Source organism: Exiguobacterium sp. s194 (genome assembly GCF_018618275.1).
GTDB lineage: Bacteria > Bacillota > Bacilli > Exiguobacteriales > Exiguobacteriaceae > Exiguobacterium > Exiguobacterium chiriqhucha.
This window is the reverse complement of record NZ_JACSLT010000007.1, coordinates 95010-113045: the sequence shown is the minus strand read 5'-3', so window position 1 is coordinate 113045 and position 18036 is coordinate 95010. Positions and strand designations below refer to the sequence as shown.

Here is an 18036-nt window from a genome sequence, read left to right as displayed (position 1 = left end):
CATGCTTAAGACGGATTTTTGCGCTAACCGTTGTCAGAATAGCGTTTGTCGATGATAATGTAGAAAAATCTAACCATACTAGAGGTACAGCATATGAATGACGATCAACACTTATCACGTGTCGAACGACGGAAACGGGAGCTTGAACGCGAACGATTAACCGAACAAGCCCGGCTAGACGAACAAGCTCGACTAGATGAAGAGGCTCGACACGAGACGCCCCAGCACCAAGGGCAAGTAGAAGACAAGTTTAACAATGATTCGAATCGACCGACAGATACAGGGCAGGGCGAGCATCCGTTTTTAAATCGTTCGGAGGAAACGCCGTCGGAACGCAAGAAGAAATCGCTCAACGTCAAAAAACCGAAACTAAGTCTTCCCTTCGGTAAGAAGCGTAAGTCGAAGCCGCGCCGAGATGAACGACGTGAGCCTAGACAGAAAACACGAGAGCCGGAACGGACGCACGCCAAACGGGAGACGGCCGCTCCGAAGGAAAAACCACGCCGTCGCAAATGGAAAGGGAAATTGCTTCTCGTCCTGTTGCTCTTGATGATTGGGGCCGGCTATATGGCGACACGTCCGGTCACGTTTTTAGTCATGGGCAGCGATGCCCGGGTCGGAGAATCGTTATCAGGATCACGGACCGACTCGTTACAGCTGATGGAATTCGTGCCACGTTCCCGCACTGTCCAAAACGTCTCGATTCCACGTGACACGTATACGGCGATTCCTTGTGAACCAGAGCGAGAAGGCGATAAAATCACCCATGCGTTCGCCTATGGCGGTGCTGACTGTACCGTTGGAGCGGTAGAGGGATTGACCGAAGCGTCTGTCGACGGTCAAGTCATCATCACGTTCGAAACGTTCATGGAACTGATTGATTTGGTTGGCGGCGTCAACGTGACGGCGACCCACTCGTTCAGTGAGAAAGGCTTCAATCAGACGTATGAATACACGGAAGGTGTCTCGTACGCCATGGACGGAGATATGGCGCTCGCCTATGCCCGTCATCGGAAAACAGATACGGATGGGGCGCGATCGAATCGACAGACCGAGGTCATGTCAGCCGTCGCCGATAAATTGGCCAGTCCAACAGGCTGGACAAAAATCCCGGCAACGTATCGCTTTATGAAAGACGAGATGGGGCTTGAGATGAACCCGTTGCAAATGGCTTCAATCGGAATGACGATGGTGCTACAACCACAGGTGGACAAACTTCAAATCGAAGGGGAAGACGCCTACATCGATAACGTCTATTACTATCAACCGACCGAAGCGAGTGTTCAAGCCGTTCGCGATGCCCTCAACTTAACGATGTGGGGAACTGTTAGATAATTTTGCGAAAAGGGTTTGATTCCATCCCGAAAGAGGAAATTTAATCAAATGAACTACTCTTTTGAGGAGGGAAATTTGAATGAAAGTTTTAGTCATTGGAGCAACAGGAAAGATCGGTAGACGTGTATTGAAAAGTTTAGCGAAAACGCATCAAGTGACCGCTTTAATTCGTTATCCTGAACTACAGGCAGAGTATGAAAAAATGGGTGCGCGTGTGCTCACCGTCGACGTCGAGAAAGAATTAGATAAAGGGATACACGAGGCGACTTCCGGACAGGATGCCGTCATCATCGCAGCAACGGCTGGGGCAGAAGGTTCGAGCAAAGAAATCGAACTGTTGGACCGCAACGTCGCCATGAAAGCTATCGATGCTGCGAAAAAAGAACGTGTCCGCCACGTCGTCTTGCTCAGCGCTTACGGCGCCGATCAACCAGACGCTGCACCAAAAGAACATTACAACTTCTTGTCTGCTAACAATGCGGCTGACGAGTATATCGAACATAGCGGTTTGAACTACACGATCATTTGCCCAGTGACAATCGTAGATGGTCCAGGGAAAGGTTCGATTGAGGCATCAGAAGATTTGAGTGATGCGAGTGACGCAACGATTTCTGAAACGGACGTCGCGACCATCATCGCCGCCTCGCTCGATAATCGAGGCTTGTACGGACGTCGGATTGAAGTCAAATCAGGCAGTACACCAATCAACGATGCGCTCGATTTCGACAGTCGTGGAGAAGTGGCGACAGGTGGCAGAACGACGCTCCGTCGACCACAGCGTTAACGAAAAACTGGAGGAGAAGGTGTCTTGATGGAACGAAAACTGTATAAAGATCCGTCGAATCAAATGATTGCTGGTGTTTGTTCGGGACTCGGGAACTACTTAGGTGTCGATGTGACATTGATGCGAATCATCTTCGTCGTTCTCGCCCTATTTGGAGGTCCAGGTCTTCTGATTTATATCGTCCTCGCCATCGTCATGAAAAAACCGCCTTCAGAGTATGAGGCGGAGCAAGACAGTCGCTTTTAACAAAACGTGCTGACCATAGCGGTCAGCACGTTTTTCATTCCATATACAAGGTGTAAGTCGCTTCGAACGACTCGCCTGGTTCGAGCAGTTGCATGTCTTCCTTATAGAGGATGTCTTTCCGGTGCCCTTTATAGTCGGCATGTCCGAACCACGGCTCGAGACAGGCGAACGGGGCGTCGGAATGTGGAGGTGACCAGATGCCGAAGTGGGTGAACTGGGGGGATTCCATGACGATGGCCCGGCCGCTCGGCTGATGCCGGAGCGCCGCGTATTCGATTTGTTCAAAGATAAGGGCGTCCTGGTCGAACAAATGATGCGTCAACGGGATATAACGACGTTCCCCAAGCGGTTGATAAGCACCCGTCAAGTAAGGTCCTTCGAGCAAGAGACGGTCGAGTGTTCGTGTCTCCCCAAAGTCAATCGTATAGTCTTCGAACGTGCCCCCGGCAAACGGAATGTTGAAGGCCGGATGTCCGCCGATGCTGAATGGGAGTACGACATCATCCCGATTGACGACGTGGTACGTCACATTCAACTCTTCGCCGATCAAGCGATAGATGACGTTCAGTTCGAATGAGAACGGATAGTGTTTACGGGTCTCGATCGAATCACGAAGAATGAACCGGACGTGTGTGTCCGAAGCCTCGGCGACCTCGAACAGTTCGTCTCGTGCAAATCCGTGTTGGCTCATCGTGTATGTCAGTCCTTCATATAAGTAGCGGTCGTCAAGCAGCCTTCCGACGAAAGGGAATAGGATTGGGGCTTGCCGCCCCCAATACGTCGGGTCGCCTTGCCAAAGGAGCTCCGTTCCTTCGACTTTCCAACTTGTCATTTCGGCGCCGTGCGCTTTTAGGGTGAGGCTAACTTTCTCATTGTGAAGTTGCAAGATAGTTACTCTCCTTTGAATGATGTGATAAGTTAAGTTTAGGAGTGAACAGTCCACAGAACAAGGGGTAAATCATGCGATTTCATAAACTAGCAATCAGTCTCATCATGGCCGGCCTCATCGGAGGATTGGCTTATAAAGGTTACGACGAGTACAAGACGAGTCAAGCGAGTGAGCCGACGGTCGAAGTCGCCACGGACGACGGCGTGCTCGGCGGTCTTGAAGTCGGACAGCGGGCGCCACAGTTCGAGCTCGAGACGACGGAGGGGCAGCCGGTGTCCCTCGCCGACTATGAAGGGCAACAAGTCATCCTGAACTTTTGGGCGACGTGGTGTCCACCGTGTCGGGAAGAGTTGCCAGAGTTGATTGAATTCGGCGAAGATACAGGCATCCCTGTGCTCGGAGTGAATGCGACGAAAAACGAGCGGCTCGGTAAACGAGACGTCGATGCGTTTTTACAGGAAGTGCCGGTCAGTTTCCCGATCCTATTGGACGAGACGGGGACGGTGGAGAAGACGTATCGTGTCGTCGCGCTCCCGACCACCTACGTAATTGGGCCAGACGGCATCATCACGGCCAAACAAGTCGGACCGGTCGATTTCGACTGGCTGCATGACCGAACGAAATGAACGGACAAAGACAGACTGGAAAGAAACCGGTCTGTCTTTGTCTACTTTTTATAATGTTGTTTAATCAGCGCATCGAAATTGGGTGTCATGTCTTCTTCGAGATAGTAATGGTGGTTATCTCGAATGATGGTATCGCCAACACGTGCTTCTGATGGCAAGAATCGTCTTGGGATAAAGCTCGAGCCGTTGTTCCAACGTAACACGGCATACTTCCCTTCGACCCGCACCAACGTGCCATACTTGATCATGCCTCTTCCTCCTCAACGAACAGCTTTCTGTCTCTTTTATTCTTATAGAGTGTATTCCCACATTCCACAAAACCTACACATATTTGCGCAAGGCTAGACAAGCAAAAGTAAAAACAGAAGCGTGACAGAATTGTGAAGAAACTTTGAAGAAAACGCTTTCTTTTTGAATTATTTTCTTCTATAATGAAGGCACGGGGTGATTATGACGAATTTGTGAACAATGGGGGTATGGTCAATGTTTTCATCAGCTATGATTGGATTGCTCGCTGTCACCGGCGTGACCATTTATGGGATTGACCGTATGTTCACGGTCCGTTCAGAACGCGTCACAAAGAAATAGGTCTACATAATAGGGGGGGGATCGCAACGTCTTGGGGAGACGTTGCGATTTTTTTGTGTTAATAATCTTGTTGCCGCGACTCGCGATCTTTTGCTTTTTGCTCGACATGCTTCCGATTACGTTCATGGACGCGTTGGAAGAAAGCGTGTTCGGGCCAATGCGGAGACCAGACGCGTTCTTCTGGCAAGGCGAGGATATATTCTTCGGCGGCGCTCAGTCGCTCCATCATTTTGCTTCGGTCGTCACACAAGTCGCCGTGGCCAGGAATGAGCCACCGAATCTCATACTCGTAAATGGCAGCTTGAAGTTTCTGCAACGACGTCAAATACGCCTCGGCATCGTCTTCGATGAACGGGGGCTCGATATTGGAGGCATAATCGCCACACACGAGCAGACGTAACGGCTCGACGATTAAAGACATGTGGGTCGACTCATGACCGGGCGTCAATAGGAACGTGATGGGCGTAGAACCGAGGGCGAGGGTACCATCTTCCGAAATCATAATATCAACAGCAGGTTTGACAATGGGACGATCGATGTAATACTGTTCGTAGAACGATTGAATCTCATCTAGCTGAGAACTCGCATCCGTCTCGACGAACGCTTGAGACGCGATGACGGTGGCATCAGGGAACGCATAAGCCCCGATGATATGATCATAGTGCTGATGCGTATAGATGACGTACAGCTTTTTCCCCCGGCGTCGTAATTCGACGTCCCGGCGAATCGTGGCGATTTCTTCAGGCAACCAGGTCGGATCAATCACAATCAAGCTCTCGTTCGTCTCAATCAACGTCGATGTCGTGCGCATCAAAGCACTCTCGTATACGGTGAACGGTTGAAGACGTACTTGAATCACAGGAATCCCTCCTTCTTGTCTTCCATCCTTTTCCCGAATTAACGTCATTTAAGCGTTGTTGAATTCGGTGCTATTATGCTGAAAAACAAAAAAAGCAGAACGTCGAATGACGTTCTGCTTTTTGCACGGGACACCGTGCGGTTATGTGTGCGAGCAAATTCTCGCGTATATGTCGGTAATTGGAGCGGGTGAAGAGAATCGAACTCTCGTCATCAGCTTGGAAGGCTGAGGTTTTACCATTAAACTACACCCGCATATGAAATTTTAAAATGGAGCGGGTGAAGAGAATCGAACTCTCGTCATCAGCTTGGAAGGCTGAGGTTTTACCATTAAACTACACCCGCGAAACGCTTAACGTTACGGTAATATAATAGCACAGGATTTTAGCTTTGCAAACCCTTTTTTGAAAAAACATTGGTTGTTGCGGCTAGGTCGTCTTGCTAAGATAATAGAGGAGAGGAGTGGATGGGGCATGAGTGAGCGTAAATCCTATTTACAGATGATGAGCGAAGGGTTTCGGATGATGAAACAATCCAAACAACTCAACCACGAGACGAAGCTTCGCCAATGGATGTTCTCGATTAATCGCGAGTCGGACTGGCAGGTGATTCTTCGAACGGAACGATTGAAATGGATCGGCCCGGCGACGAATGAGTTCATCGTCGAACCGCTATCCGTTCAAATTGGGGCACTTCAGCTCACGCGTCATCTCGAAACGAACGAAGTACGTTTGAAGATCGAGGAAGAATGGGGAATTGAAAGTAAGGTCGTCTGTGACGACAAGGAGTGGGAACGATTCGTCGCGTCGCTCAAACAATTGAAGGGGGAGTAGTCGTGAGTCGAGAAAGGCTATATCGGATTGAAGCGGAAGCTCGGGGCAGTGCCTGGCGAGCCCGTGTATTGACCGGCATCCAACGATTCCGCTTTTTTAAAGGGGAATTGCTCGCACCGACTGAACGTCCTTATGTCGTCTTGAGCATCTCACAAGACAAGCAGGCACTCCCCGATTTGATTGAGACGGATATGGGAGTGTTGCTCATCCATGAACGAATCGGTCCAATTTTTATGAACCTATGCCCATACGATATTCAGCTTGTTCGAGTCGAGTTGCACACGAGCACCGGGAAGACGGATCAATATTGCGCGCTCAACGTATTGCGTCGCTTCGAGATTGAGCATCTCGAAGATTCAGGCGAATATCGACCGTTAGACCCGGACCGACTCTATTTTTTATCACATCAAACCGTAAGATTGAACTTATTCGGGCACATGATTGCCCAAGACCAAAACAGTCAACGTCTTTACGTGACCGAGCGCCTCAAATATGCGCTCCAAGCGAAGATGGTGACAGGTCTAGCATTTAAGAAGACGAAGGAGCAAACAGCATGAAGGAATACGAGATTGACGGTTGGATCCGTCTATCCTACCCAGAACACTTTGAATACAATGAAGAAGAAGACCATGTCAGCTTTTATTCGGTAGAAGCCGACGCCCAAGGGACGCTTCAGATGTCCATCTATGAAGCCGAGGAAGAGCAAGCGCCGAGCGACGCGGCTCTCCAAGAGTTGAACACATTTTTAGGCGAGTTCCCGATTGACGTCAAAGTCGCCCCGAGCGTCACGACGGAGGCAGGCGGTATGACGACGGCCTATGCGAGCGGAATCGAGGACGGGATGCATCTCGACGTCTGGTCACTCACAGACGGGAAACGACTCCTGTTTTTGACGTACGTCGCCGATGAAGTGACGAATGAAAAAGTAGAGATTGAATCGATTATCGACTCCATTGAATGGACATAACAAGAGACACGCGCCAACGTCGGCTGCGTGTCTCTTTGTGTCTTACTGGAATTTTGGAACTTCGAAGTAAAGCGTGTAGGCGTCGAGCTGTTGATACATGTTGTAGATGTTGGCGGTTTGTTTCGTCGCCCAAGCGATATCCGTGGCATATTGCATCGTCCCAGGATTTGATGGATTAAAGCGCATTTTATAGAGCGTGTTCTGTTTCCGGCTCGGGTTGTTAATATACGAATCCCCGATGAACTTGGCACCGCCGATGATGGCGGCTTCCGGTGTGAACCAACCTTCTTTATAAGCGCGCTCAGCCCCTTTGACGTGGGCGTTCCCGTCAATCGCACCGATTCCGTACATATTGTAGACGGTCTTCGGTGTGACGGCCTTGCCGTCGACGCTCGAGACAACTGTCCCGGTGGCGAGGGCGGACGTCCCATGACCGGTTTCAAGCAATGCATGCGACAATAGGTAAATTTCGTTGACGTTGTGCGTACGTGACGCATCGATGAACGCTTGACCGCGTCCATCTAAAATCCCTTTACCGACGAGCGACTTGTTCAAGACAGGCGCCGTCAAATCGGCCCCCTTCGACAAATCGAGGAACTGGAAATATTCCCGTGACGTCGTGGCGAACGAAGACGGTGACACGTGACGTGTGATTTCCTCATCCGTCGCAAGACGCCAAGACCGGTCATAGACGCGAATGTTGTATCCACTCGGGCGATAGTAGCTGATTGTGTAATATTGACCGAGCTCACCAGTGATGCTCACCGTCTCACCTGGGTTGAGCACCCCGAACGAGTGAGCTGTCATAGAAGCGTCTTTCAATACCTTGACATTACCAGCGACGTTGGCGGCGCTGACGTATCCGGTCAGTAGACCCGATTTTACTTTATACCAAGTCGTCGAACCGACTTTTTGTGTGCCGAGGTACTCAAGTTTCGTATTCGTCGACAAGCCGCCCAAGTTTGCTGCGGCTGTTGAAGCGGTTGCCTTCAAATATTGGAATGAAGTCGTCATGAGTTCCGTCGAACTGATCGTCCCTGTCGTGGCGGTCGGTGTCGCGCGAGTGATATACGCTTTCGGTACATAGGCGTTCGCAGCCCGGAAGGCGTCCGACTGGGCGAACACGTTGCGTTGCGTCGTCACCATCGATGCGAGCGTGTATGGATAGGCCGTTTCGGTGATGACCATTTCCTTACTGCCGGCGACAGGCGGTGTGTACGGTTTCGTATACGTGAGGGAGATGTACCCTTTCACGAGCGAGCCGTTGACGAGATATGAGATGACCCCCCAGTCGCTACCGACGATTGGCTTCACTTTGACGACCGTCCCGTTCGCGAGCGTCCCGATGACGGCGCCATCAACTGCTTTATTGCGCACGTTCAACGTCCCGTTGTTCGCGACGACGACCTCGACTTCACGTTCTGATTCGAGCTGTTCTTCTGGCACTGGCGGCTTGTCCGCAAAGTAACTCGCGGTCGCATAGCCCGTGAGCGAGCCGTACTTGATTTTATACAACGAGCTGGTCAATCCGGCCTCAGAAATTTGCTGAACTTTTGTCCCTGTCGGAATGACTGCGATTTTTGTTTTCGGTGATGCCGACCGGTCATAGAGGACGACTCGTTGCGTCGTGTAGTAATCTGTCACGACAATCACCTCCGGTTTTTCGACTGAGAAGTGACGTGAAGCGGCATAACCGGTTTTCCCGTCATAGCGGACTTTGAACCATGAGCTCGATAATCCGCTTTGAGAGATTTGTTCGATTTTCGCACCGAATGGAATCGTATCGATTTTCGTTGCGCCCGAGGCGGACGAACTGTACATCGCTACGTTCCGAATCGCGTAATAAGGCTTGATGACAATCACTTCTGGTGGTGTCGTCGAGAAGTTGCGAGCTGCGGCATAGCCGGTGACACCGTCATACTCGATTTTAAACCATGAGCTCGCGAGTCCAGCATCCGATACTTGTGTCACTTTACTGCCGGCGCGGATGGTCCGGAGACGATCTGCACCCGAGGCAGACGATTTATACAACACGAGATCGCGAGCGGCGTAATAAGGCGTTCGTACGACGACTTCCGGCTTCGTCTTCGAGAAGTTACGGGCTGCGGCATAGCCGGTGACGCCATTGTAACGAATCTTGAACCAGGACGAACTGAGTCCTGCCATTGCGATTTGTTCGACTTGGGCACCCGAAGGGATGGTCGCGATCTTCGTCGCGCCTGAGGCCGAACTGTTATAAAGGGCGACGTTTGTGATTGAAAAATAAGGCGTCGTCGTTTCAGGCGTCGACGTATCTGGAGTCAATAGTGACGTCGAGAAGTTACGGGATGGAGCGTAGCCGATTTTCGTGCCATATTGGATTTTAAACCATGAGCCGGTCGCGCCGAGTGAGGCGAGATGCGTCACTTTGGCACCAGCCGGAATCGTCGCGAGTTTCGTCGCGCCCGAACCGGTCGAGTTGTATAGCACCGCTGTCTTGTTCGCGTAATATGGTGTTTCGACAGGAGCCGACGGCGTAAAGTATCGAGCTACGACGTAACCGGTGTACTTGCCGTACGTCACTTTCATCCATGAACCGGTTGCGCCATGCGAAGAGATATAAGTGACGGTCGCGCCTTTCGGGATGGTCGTCAAGACGGTGGCAGACGTCGATGTCGATGAGCGCAAGTTGACGTTCGCATCAGCTTTGTAAGCAGACGTCGCCGTCGTCGAGGCGGTCGTCGCCGTTTTCGTGACGGTCGATTTGAGTGTCAAATAAGTCGACGATACGTAGCGCTTTTCACCTTCGAATTCAATTTGAGCCCAGTTGTCGTTCGTCGTATACACTTGAACGGTTTCGCCTTCGGTCAATTTCCCGACAATATCCGAAGTGGTAGATGTGGCGGAACGAACATTTAAAATCGATGTATTCACTGTTCCTTCGTATGTTGCTGCATATGAATGAGCGGGGACGAGCGTACTCAACACCGTGCTAGAGATGAGGACGGCCGTGCTCAATCGTGTGATCGTTGGCTTCAATGTGTTACCCCTTTCGGTGAATACGTATCAAAATATGTGTATTCTTTTAGTGTGCGGTCTAAGTATAGCGCACTTAAAAATTGGAAAGAAGAATCTAAATTACAAAAAAGGTAAATGAATTAGAATCCTATTGTATGATTTTGGTAAACAAAAAGAACCTCCTAGGAAATGGAGGTTCTTTTTGCGATTCGTATCGTTTGATGCATCCAGTCGCCGATGTCCGTCCAGATGTCTTGGCGTTGGCGCTCACGAAGCACTTCGTGGCGAGCCTGATCATAAAACAGCACGGTCAATTCGATGTCGGCGGCCTGATGTTTGCGGACGATTCCGGAGAGTCCTTCTCCGTCATGTACGACGGGGTCATCGGCACCTACGACGAACAAAATTGGTAGTGTTTTCGGATGTTCTTGTATCCGGGCGGCAGAGGTCACATCGAGTGACGCTTTTGCTACCTCGTGTAAATATCCGAGCGTCGGAATCCCACCACAGTCCGGATCGTTCATATAGGCGGTCACTTCCTCGGGGACACTAGAAATCCAATCGCTCTCGGTCGTGGCGGGTAAGAATTTCAAGTTATATCGCCCGAACAACAAGCGTTCGAATAAACGGGATTCATGGGTGCTCCCTTTGAACCGAATGGCCAAATCGATCGCATACAGTCCGGCACGTCCAATCAATCCAGAATGCGGGGGCGGGGAAACGGCGATGACACCCGCCAATCGATGACCTAACTGTTGACCGAGTCGACGCGCGAGCAACGAGCCGAAACTATGGCCGAGGACGACGGTCGGCAATTCATCTTGATAGTGATCGAGGAGCGAGATGGCGTCGTCGACCATTTGATCAAATCCTTCGTGTGGAGATAGATGAGCGTAAGTGGACTGGGTTCGGGCCAAAGAACCGGCGCCGCGAAGGTCGCACAGAAACACATTAAAACCAATTTCTGACAAAAAATCAGCGAATTCGACATAACGTTGATGATGTTCAAGCATCCCATGGAAAATGAAACAATTTCCAATCGGTTGTCTGGCCTTGACGTGCAATAGTTGTGTCCGGTATCCGTCCGCATACGTATGTTCCGTGACGTCCATCCCTATCCCTCCGTTGTCTTGATTAGAATAAGCCAATCGCTTTCCCAGTCTCATCAATCCCCATATTCAAGGCGGCCGGTTGTTTCGGCAGACCCGGCATCGTCAAGACGTTACCTGTCAAGGCGACGAGAAAGCCAGCGCCGACCGACGGTTTCAACTCTCGCACCGTCACGGTGAAGCCGTGTTGGTATCCGAGTTTCGTCGGGTCATCCGAGAGCGAGAACGGCGTCTTCGCCATACAAATCGGCAAGTGCTGCCAGCCGTTCGCCTCGATTTGTGCCATCTGTTTTTTCGCGGTTGCGGTAAAGGTGACGTCGGCCGCTCCATACACTTCACGGGCGATCGTCAAAATTTTCTGTTCGATGGAATCGGTTAACGCATAGAGCGGGGTAAACGAACTCTCGTTCGACTCAATCGTGTCGATGACGGCCTCGGCGAGGGCACTACCGCCTTGTCCACCATTCGACCACACTTCACTGAGCGCCACTCGAATGTGGTTCGCTTCACACCAATCGAGGACGGACGCCAACTCTTCGGCTGTATCCGAATTGAATCGATTGAGGGCGACGACGGTCGGCAAACCGAGTTTCCCCATCGTCTCGACATGTTTGGCGAGAAGTTTTAACCCGTTTCCGACAGCTCCGACGTTCTCGACGTGGAGTTGGTCTTTGGCGACACCGCCATGCATTTTCAAAGCACGGACTGTCGCCACGAGAACGACGGCGTCCGGGTTCAATTTTCCGATGCGTGACTTGATATGACAGAATTTCTCGGCGCCAAGATCGGCTCCGAAACCAGCTTCGGTGACGACATATTCACCGAGCTTGAGCGCGGTTTTCGTCGCAATCAATGAGTTGCATCCGTGCGCGATATTGGCGAACGGACCACCATGAACGAGGGCTGGTGTCTGTTCAAGTGTTTGCACCAAGTTCGGCTTGAACGCTTCTTTCAATAGCAGTGTCGCGGCACCGGCCGCACCGATTTGTTCGGCCGTGATCGGCTCATTGTCCCGATCGTATGCGACGACGATTCGCTTGATGCGTGCCTCGAGGTCAGTCAACGAATCGGCGAGACAGAGGATGGCCATGATTTCAGACGCGACCGTGATATCAAAGCCGTCTTCACGAGGTACGCCATGGGCACTGCCGCCAAGGCCAATCGTCACGTGACGGAGCGCCCGGTCATTCAAGTCGAGCACACGTTTCCAGACGATTTTCCGGACATCGATGCCAAGGTCGTTCCCTTGATGGAGATGATTGTCGAGCATGGCGCTAATCGTGTTGTGGGCCGCGGTGATAGCGTGCATGTCGCCTGTAAAGTGAAGGTTGATGTCTTCCATCGGCAACACTTGGCTGAATCCTCCGCCGGCGGCACCGCCTTTTAAGCCCATTGTCGGCCCGAGCGACGGTTCTCGCAAACAGACGATCGCTTGTTTGTCGAGTTGGTTGAGCGCTTGGCCGAGCCCGACGGTCACGGTCGACTTTCCTTCACCGGCTGGAGTCGGATTGATTGCCGTGACGAGAATGAGCTTCCCGTCTTCGCGAGTCGCCATCCGATCGATGACGTCGAAGGATAACTTGGCTTTATATTTCCCGTATAGGTCGAGGTCATCTTCTTGTAAACCGAGCTTTTCCGCAATCTCTTTGACGGGCAACATCTCGGCTTGTTGGGCAATCGTTAGGTCGGATAACGGTTTAATCGTCGTCATGTATAAAATCCCTCCACTTTCGAACATTGTAATCGGTTTATTTCATTTCATTCGTGAATCGACTTAGAATCAAGGTTTAATTCTTCATTCAGGAAGACTCGTTCGTGTTGTAATTGAGTTTATCATAACGCATCGTCTCGTATAATTCACCCATTGAGTGCAATATATTCCACCCTTTCCGTCAAATGTATCCGTTTTCATTTTGGTTATTTGAAGGTAAGTTGATAGTGGAGGCGATGAACATGACAGAAACACCAAAACAACACAAGCGAAGACGAAATTGGAAGAAACCAGCGAGTTTTATTGCATTCGTCGGTCCGGCCTTTTTGGCGTTTGTGGCGATTGTGCTCATACCGTTCATAAACGGGATTTATTACAGCTTCACGGATTGGAACGGTGTGACGGGTCAGTTGAACGTAGTCGGGTGGGACAATTATCAGCGGATTCTATTCGAGGATGAACAGTTCCGCGCCTCGTTCTGGATTACGACGAAATACACGATTGTGGCCGTCATCTTGACGAACATCGTCGGTTTCTTACTGGCCTTACTGTTGACGATGAACATTAAGACACGCAATATCCTGCGCACCGTCTTTTTCATGCCAAACTTGATTGGCGGGCTCATTCTCGGATTCATTTGGCAGTTTATCTATGTGAAGGGCTTTGAATCAATTGGGGCACTGACCGGATGGAGTTTGTTCGAACTGCCGTGGCTCGGTGACGCCCAGACAGCCTTTTGGGGCATCGTCATCGTCGCCATCTGGCAAGGCGGAGGCTACGTCATGGTCATCTACATCGCAGCGCTTCAAAACGTGCCGACGGATTTGCTGGAAGCGGCCAAAATCGATGGGGCAAATCGATTGAAGATGTTGCGTCACATCACGTTACCGATGATTATGCCGTCGATCACCATCTGTCTGTTTTTGACGATCTCCTGGTCGTTCAAAGTGTTCGACACGAACTTGTCGCTCACGAACGGAGGCCCATTCAAATCGACAGAGATGCTCGCCTTGAACATCTATACAGAATCGTTCGTGAATAATAATTACGGGCTCGGCTCGGCGAAAGCGGTCATCTTCTTCCTTGTCGTCGCGGCGATTACCGTCACTCAAGTCTATTTGACGAAAAAGCGGGAGGTGGAGGCATGACGACAGAAAAAATTGAACGCATCGAAGCGAAGGTCGATTCATCTCCCCAGCGATTGCTACCGCAAAGACCGCTGCGGGCGGGTGGATATACGGCCGGTCTCGGTCTCGTCGAACTGGTGGCGATTCTACTTGGACTGTTATATCTCGTCCCGTTCTATTACGTCATCGTCAACTCGTTCAAATCAATTGCCGAGATTTACACGAACACGTCTGCCTTGCCGAGCGTCTGGCTCGCGTCGAACTATACAGAAGCCTGGGAGGCGATGAACTACGGACGCGTCTTCTTGAACTCGCTTCTCATCACGGCTGGGGCGAACCTTCTTATCGTGCTGTTCACCTCGATGGCGGCCTGGAAGCTCGTCCGGACAAAACATTGGATTTCGACCGTCATCTTCTTCTTGTTCGTCGCGGCGATGGTCATCCCGTTTCAGTCAATCATGATTCCGCTCGTGAAAGTGTCGAGCCTGCTCGGTCTTTTAAACAGTCATTGGGGACTGATGGTCATGTATCTCGGCTTCGGGTCCGGCATCTCCGTCTTTCTCTATCATGGTTTTATGAAGTCGATTCCGGAAGAGATTGAAGAAGCGGCCATCATTGACGGCTGTTCGACATGGGGTGTGTTTTGGCGGATTGTCTTCCCGCTCCTCAAACCGATCACGGTGACGATCGTCATCTTGAACAGCCTTTGGATTTGGAATGACTTTCTCTTACCTTCACTTGTCCTCCGAGACATCGAGCTGCGGACGATTCCGCTCGCGACGTTCTATTTCTTCGGACAATATACAAAACAATGGGATTTGGCACTTGCTGGTTTAGTCCTTGGGATCGTTCCGCTCCTCGTCTTTTTCTTCGGTATGCAAAAGCATATTATCAAAGGGATTACGAGCGGCTCGATCAAATAACCCTGCCCAAGGGATCTCCCCCGTTCGCTACACGGGGGAGAATTTTTTTTTGGAAAAGTGGTTGACATTCGTCTGAATATTGATAATAATTGGGTCAATTCAATTGTGAACGACATTGAAAGGACGAGTACACAGAAGACGTAAGCAAAGCGAGCCGGGGAAGGTGAGAGCCCGGACTGAAATCTCTGTCGAAGAACCTCCTGGAGTCGCTACCCGAACGCTTTGCAAGTAGACGTAGCCGGACCGTTCCCCGTTATCGGAACTACGAGATGTTCGTCTCGAAAAAGTGAGTAGATTCGTCTACTAATTTGGGTGGCACCGCGGAGCTTGAAGCCTTCCGTCCCATAGTCCATGGGATTGGAGGGCTTTTTTCTATGGCTCCATCCCGAAATCCCACAATTGGAGGAAGAAAACATGACAACAACAGCAATGAGCAAGATGAAGGAAAAACAACAGGCGATTACAGTAGTGAAGGCGACATTCGAAGACAAGTTCAGCACAGCGCTCGGACTCACACAAGTTCAAGCCCCGCTGTTCGTCACATCGGCGAGCGGTGTCAACGACCACTTGAACGGTGTCGAACGCATCATCCAGTTCGATACACAGTATCCAGGGCATGAGCTCGAAATCGTTCAGTCGCTCGCAAAGTGGAAACGCGAAGCGCTCGGCCGCTACGGATTCGAAGTCGGTGAAGGCTTGTACACACAGATGCGCGCCATCCGTCGTGATGAAGAACTCGACGCGACACACTCACTTCACGTCGATCAATGGGATTGGGAACGTGTCATCGCCCGGGAACATCGGACGACGGAGTACTTGAAGGCGACGGTCGAATCGATTTACGCAGCGCTCCGCGAGACGGAACAGGCGGTCGAATCGATGTACGGCATCGAGGCGATCTTGCCAGAGTCGATTCACTTCTTGACGAGCCAAGAGTTAGAAGACCTTTACCCGGACCTCACGCCTAAAGAGCGAGAGCACGCGATTTGTAAAGAACACGGCGCAGTCTTCCTCTCGCAAATCGGCGGCGCACTCGCTTCAGGCGATAAGCACGACGGTCGCGCGGCGGACTATGACGACTGGTCGCTCAACGGCGATATCCTCGTCTGGCACCCGGAACTCGAATCGGCGTTCGAACTGTCGTCGATGGGAATCCGTGTCGACGAGACAGCGCTTGCCGAGCAATTGGTGACAGCTGGAGCTGAAGACAAACGCAAGTTCCCGTTCCATCAAGCGGTCCTTGAAGGACGTCTCCCGCTTACAATCGGGGGCGGCATCGGGCAGTCACGTGTCGCCATGTATTTGCTACGTGCCCGCCATATCGGTGAAGTCCAATCGTCGGTCTGGCCGAGTGAGATGATCACAGCATGTGAAGAAGCTGGAATCAGCCTGTTGTAATTATATAGAAGAAACTAAAACCAGGACTTTCTTTTCAATAAGAAAGTCCTGGTTTTCTGTGCAACATTTTCCACCCTACACGTCAATTTTGACACCTACATAATGGAAGCGTTTTCATCTAAAGTTAGGGTGTACCGAATGTTGAAGGAATATCGACTCTATACTTAGGAGGAAGCGAAATGAAACGTAAATGGAGATTATCAACCGCCGTCATGACGGCGGGGATGGTATTGACACTTGCGGCCTGTGGCGGCGGGTCGCTTACGGAAAATGAAGGATCGAACGATGCGAACGCGGATGACGGGGACAAGCAAGACGTCACGTTGAACGTCTTCCAGTTCAAAGCAGAAATCGCCAAAGACCTTGAAGCGATGGCGAAAGAATACGAGGAAGAGACCGGCGTCAAAGTGACCGTTCAAACGGTCGGCGGCGGAGCCGATTACGGGGCCGCGCTCAAGTCGCAGTTCGCGTCGGGCAACGAGCCGGACATCTTCAATAACGGTGGTTTCACCGAAGCCCAGACTTGGAAAGACAAATTGGAAGATCTGTCTGGCGAGAAGTGGGTCGGTGATTTGACGGAAGTGGCCAAGGAACCGATGACGATGGACGGGAAATTGTACGGCATGCCGATGAACTTGGAAGGGTACGGCTTCATCTATAACAAGGAGCTGTTCGAGAAGGCGGGCATCAGCGAGTTGCCGAAGACGTTGTCCGAGTTAACGGATGCGGCAGAGAAGTTGGATAAAGCAGGCATCACACCGTTCTCGGTCGGTTACGCCGAATTCTGGATTCTCGGGATTCACTTGCTCAACATTCCGATGGCACAACAAGACGACCCGGATGCGTTCATCCAGGCGCTTAATGAGAATAAAGAAAAATTCGAGGACAATGAGCAGTTCCAACAGTTCTTGAAGCTGTTCGATCTCACGATCAAATACGGCAACAAGAACCCGCTCACGACGGACTATAACACGCAAGTCACACAGTTCGCTCAAGGTGAGACGGCGATGCTGCAACAAGGGAACTGGGCGCAACAGATGATTCTCGACGTGAATCCGGACATTGAGATGGGCTTCGTCCCGATCCCGATCAACGATGACAAAGAGAAGATGGACCGTCTCCCGGTCGGCGTCCCGAACAACTGGGTCGTCAATAAAAACTCGAAGTATAAAGAAGAAGCGAAAGACTTCCTCGAATGGATGGCAACATCCGACACGGGTAAAGACTACATGGTCAACAAATTTAAATTCATCCCGGCGTTCAAATCGATTGAAGCGAACGATCTCGGTCCGCTTGCTGACGACATCTTGGCCTATTCGAACGAAGGCAAGACGATCTCATGGAACTGGTTCAAGTATCCGGACGGCGCGGTCAACGAGTACGGCGCGTTGATGCAAGCGTATGTCGGCGGTCAAAAGACCGGGGACGAGATGCTCCAAGACTTCACGAAAGTATGGGCGGATAAGGCAAAATAACAGCAACACAAGCGGCGAAATGACCCCTTCGCCGCTTGTGTTTTTTAGTCGTGACAAGACCGGGCAGAAGTTGAGGCTTGTCAAACGGGCGTCGCTCGCACAAAATAATAGACAGTTGAAGTGGTGCTCGGAACCTTCCGGCACCGCTATTTTATTGGGGAGATGAAACG

General features: G+C 51.1%; 17 protein-coding genes, 2 tRNA genes and 1 other annotated feature. Of the genes, 11 read left to right on the top strand and 8 right to left on the bottom strand.

Annotated features, from left to right (window positions below):
• The first annotated feature begins 93 nt into the window (after positions 1–93).
• The 3 genes from KNP85_RS10325 (at position 94) to KNP85_RS10315 (ending at position 2365) form a co-directional block, all read left to right on the top strand.
• Positions 94–1335: an LCP family protein gene (locus tag KNP85_RS10325; RefSeq protein ID WP_214802925.1), complete on the top strand. Its 1242-nt coding sequence runs from the start codon at positions 94–96 to the stop codon at positions 1333–1335.
• Positions 1336–1414: 79 nt separating this feature from the next.
• Entirely contained in the window at positions 1415–2119 is a 705-nt protein-coding gene (locus tag KNP85_RS10320; protein ID WP_214715524.1) for an SDR family oxidoreductase, read from the top strand.
• Between the two features lie 27 nt (positions 2120–2146).
• Positions 2147–2365 (top strand): PspC domain-containing protein, encoded by a 219-nt coding sequence (locus tag KNP85_RS10315; protein ID WP_021065279.1) that lies wholly within the window; start codon positions 2147–2149, stop codon positions 2363–2365.
• Positions 2366–2399: 34 nt separating this feature from the next.
• On the opposite strand, the gene KNP85_RS10310 is transcribed toward KNP85_RS10315, so the two are convergent.
• Positions 2400–3251: an aldose 1-epimerase family protein gene (locus KNP85_RS10310; RefSeq protein ID WP_251136280.1), complete on the bottom strand. Its 852-nt coding sequence runs from the start codon at positions 3249–3251 to the stop codon at positions 2400–2402.
• A gap of 74 nt (positions 3252–3325) precedes the next feature.
• Here KNP85_RS10310 and KNP85_RS10305 point away from each other — a divergent pair, with 74 nt between their 5' ends.
• Positions 3326–3880 (top strand): peroxiredoxin family protein, encoded by a 555-nt coding sequence (locus KNP85_RS10305; RefSeq protein WP_131472443.1) that lies wholly within the window; start codon positions 3326–3328, stop codon positions 3878–3880.
• Between the two features lie 41 nt (positions 3881–3921).
• Here KNP85_RS10305 and KNP85_RS10300 read toward each other — a convergent pair whose 3' ends face one another.
• The 4 genes from KNP85_RS10300 to KNP85_RS10285 all read right to left on the bottom strand — a co-directional run bounded on the left by KNP85_RS10300 (position 3922) and on the right by KNP85_RS10285 (position 5671).
• A complete protein-coding gene (locus KNP85_RS10300) occupies positions 3922–4128 on the bottom strand; it encodes a DUF3006 domain-containing protein (protein ID WP_016508383.1) in 207 nt (68 codons plus the stop codon).
• A 398-nt stretch (positions 4129–4526) separates the two neighbouring features.
• Entirely contained in the window at positions 4527–5327 is an 801-nt protein-coding gene (locus KNP85_RS10295; RefSeq protein WP_131472445.1) for an MBL fold metallo-hydrolase, read from the bottom strand.
• Between the two features lie 180 nt (positions 5328–5507).
• Positions 5508–5581, bottom strand: a tRNA-Gly gene (locus KNP85_RS10290).
• A gap of 16 nt (positions 5582–5597) precedes the next feature.
• Positions 5598–5671 (bottom strand) — tRNA-Gly (locus KNP85_RS10285).
• A gap of 128 nt (positions 5672–5799) precedes the next feature.
• Here KNP85_RS10285 and KNP85_RS10280 point away from each other — a divergent pair.
• From KNP85_RS10280 to KNP85_RS10270, 3 genes are read left to right on the top strand one after another with little or no spacing between them, the layout of a single operon-like run.
• Positions 5800–6159, top strand: coding sequence for a hypothetical protein (locus KNP85_RS10280; RefSeq protein ID WP_021067840.1), 360 nt, complete (start codon positions 5800–5802; stop codon positions 6157–6159).
• Positions 6160–6161: 2 nt separating this feature from the next.
• On the top strand, positions 6162–6716 hold the full coding sequence (locus KNP85_RS10275) for a hypothetical protein (RefSeq protein WP_021067839.1): 555 nt from the start codon (positions 6162–6164) through the stop codon (positions 6714–6716).
• The gene (locus KNP85_RS10270) at positions 6713–7126 is read left to right on the top strand and encodes a hypothetical protein (protein ID WP_021067838.1); all 414 of its coding nucleotides are present in this window, start codon (positions 6713–6715) and stop codon (positions 7124–7126) included. Before KNP85_RS10275 ends, KNP85_RS10270 begins: the two co-directional genes overlap by 4 nt.
• 42 nt (positions 7127–7168) lie before the next feature.
• Here the strand turns inward: KNP85_RS10270 and KNP85_RS10265 are convergent, their stop codons facing one another.
• The 3 genes from KNP85_RS10265 to KNP85_RS10255 form a co-directional block, all read right to left on the bottom strand.
• A complete protein-coding gene (locus tag KNP85_RS10265; protein WP_214756690.1) occupies positions 7169–10144 on the bottom strand; it encodes an SH3 domain-containing protein in 2976 nt (991 codons plus the stop codon).
• A gap of 161 nt (positions 10145–10305) precedes the next feature.
• Positions 10306–11235: an alpha/beta fold hydrolase gene (locus KNP85_RS10260; protein ID WP_214802923.1), complete on the bottom strand. Its 930-nt coding sequence runs from the start codon at positions 11233–11235 to the stop codon at positions 10306–10308.
• Positions 11236–11257: 22 nt separating this feature from the next.
• The gene (locus KNP85_RS10255) at positions 11258–12943 is read right to left on the bottom strand and encodes a formate--tetrahydrofolate ligase (protein ID WP_214802921.1); all 1686 of its coding nucleotides are present in this window, start codon (positions 12941–12943) and stop codon (positions 11258–11260) included.
• A gap of 242 nt (positions 12944–13185) precedes the next feature.
• On the opposite strand from KNP85_RS10255, the gene KNP85_RS10250 reads away from it, so the two are divergent.
• From KNP85_RS10250 to KNP85_RS10235, 4 genes are all read left to right on the top strand, one after another.
• Positions 13186–14091, top strand: a complete 906-nt coding sequence (locus KNP85_RS10250) for a carbohydrate ABC transporter permease (RefSeq protein ID WP_058765715.1) — start codon at positions 13186–13188, stop codon at positions 14089–14091.
• Positions 14088–14993, top strand: coding sequence for a carbohydrate ABC transporter permease (locus KNP85_RS10245; protein ID WP_251136279.1), 906 nt, complete (start codon positions 14088–14090; stop codon positions 14991–14993). Before KNP85_RS10250 ends, KNP85_RS10245 begins: the two co-directional genes overlap by 4 nt.
• A gap of 106 nt (positions 14994–15099) precedes the next feature.
• Positions 15100–15341, top strand: a binding site (T-box leader).
• 66 nt (positions 15342–15407) lie between these two features.
• Positions 15408–16391, top strand: a complete 984-nt coding sequence (gene asnA, locus KNP85_RS10240; protein ID WP_214802919.1) for an aspartate--ammonia ligase — start codon at positions 15408–15410, stop codon at positions 16389–16391.
• 179 nt (positions 16392–16570) lie between these two features.
• Positions 16571–17866 carry an ABC transporter substrate-binding protein gene (locus KNP85_RS10235; RefSeq protein ID WP_214719852.1) on the top strand — a complete coding sequence of 432 codons (1296 nt, stop codon included), beginning with the start codon at positions 16571–16573 and terminating at the stop codon, positions 17864–17866.
• Positions 17867–18036 lie beyond the last annotated feature (170 nt).

Coding starts and splice junctions, on each gene's coding strand:
- KNP85_RS10325 (WP_214802925.1), top strand. CDS start 94: ATGAATGACGATCAACACTTATCACGTGTCGAACGACGGAAACGGGAG.
- KNP85_RS10320 (WP_214715524.1), top strand. CDS start 1,415: ATGAAAGTTTTAGTCATTGGAGCAACAGGAAAGATCGGTAGACGTGTA.
- KNP85_RS10315 (WP_021065279.1), top strand. CDS start 2,147: ATGGAACGAAAACTGTATAAAGATCCGTCGAATCAAATGATTGCTGGT.
- KNP85_RS10305 (WP_131472443.1), top strand. CDS start 3,326: ATGCGATTTCATAAACTAGCAATCAGTCTCATCATGGCCGGCCTCATC.
- KNP85_RS10300 (WP_016508383.1), bottom strand. CDS start 4,128: ATGATCAAGTATGGCACGTTGGTGCGGGTCGAAGGGAAGTATGCCGTG.
- KNP85_RS10280 (WP_021067840.1), top strand. CDS start 5,800: ATGAGTGAGCGTAAATCCTATTTACAGATGATGAGCGAAGGGTTTCGG.
- KNP85_RS10270 (WP_021067838.1), top strand. CDS start 6,713: ATGAAGGAATACGAGATTGACGGTTGGATCCGTCTATCCTACCCAGAA.
- KNP85_RS10260 (WP_214802923.1), bottom strand. CDS start 11,235: ATGGACGTCACGGAACATACGTATGCGGACGGATACCGGACACAACTA.
- KNP85_RS10255 (WP_214802921.1), bottom strand. CDS start 12,943: ATGACGACGATTAAACCGTTATCCGACCTAACGATTGCCCAACAAGCC.
- KNP85_RS10250 (WP_058765715.1), top strand. CDS start 13,186: ATGACAGAAACACCAAAACAACACAAGCGAAGACGAAATTGGAAGAAA.
- KNP85_RS10245 (WP_251136279.1), top strand. CDS start 14,088: ATGACGACAGAAAAAATTGAACGCATCGAAGCGAAGGTCGATTCATCT.
- asnA (WP_214802919.1), top strand. CDS start 15,408: ATGACAACAACAGCAATGAGCAAGATGAAGGAAAAACAACAGGCGATT.
- KNP85_RS10235 (WP_214719852.1), top strand. CDS start 16,571: ATGAAACGTAAATGGAGATTATCAACCGCCGTCATGACGGCGGGGATG.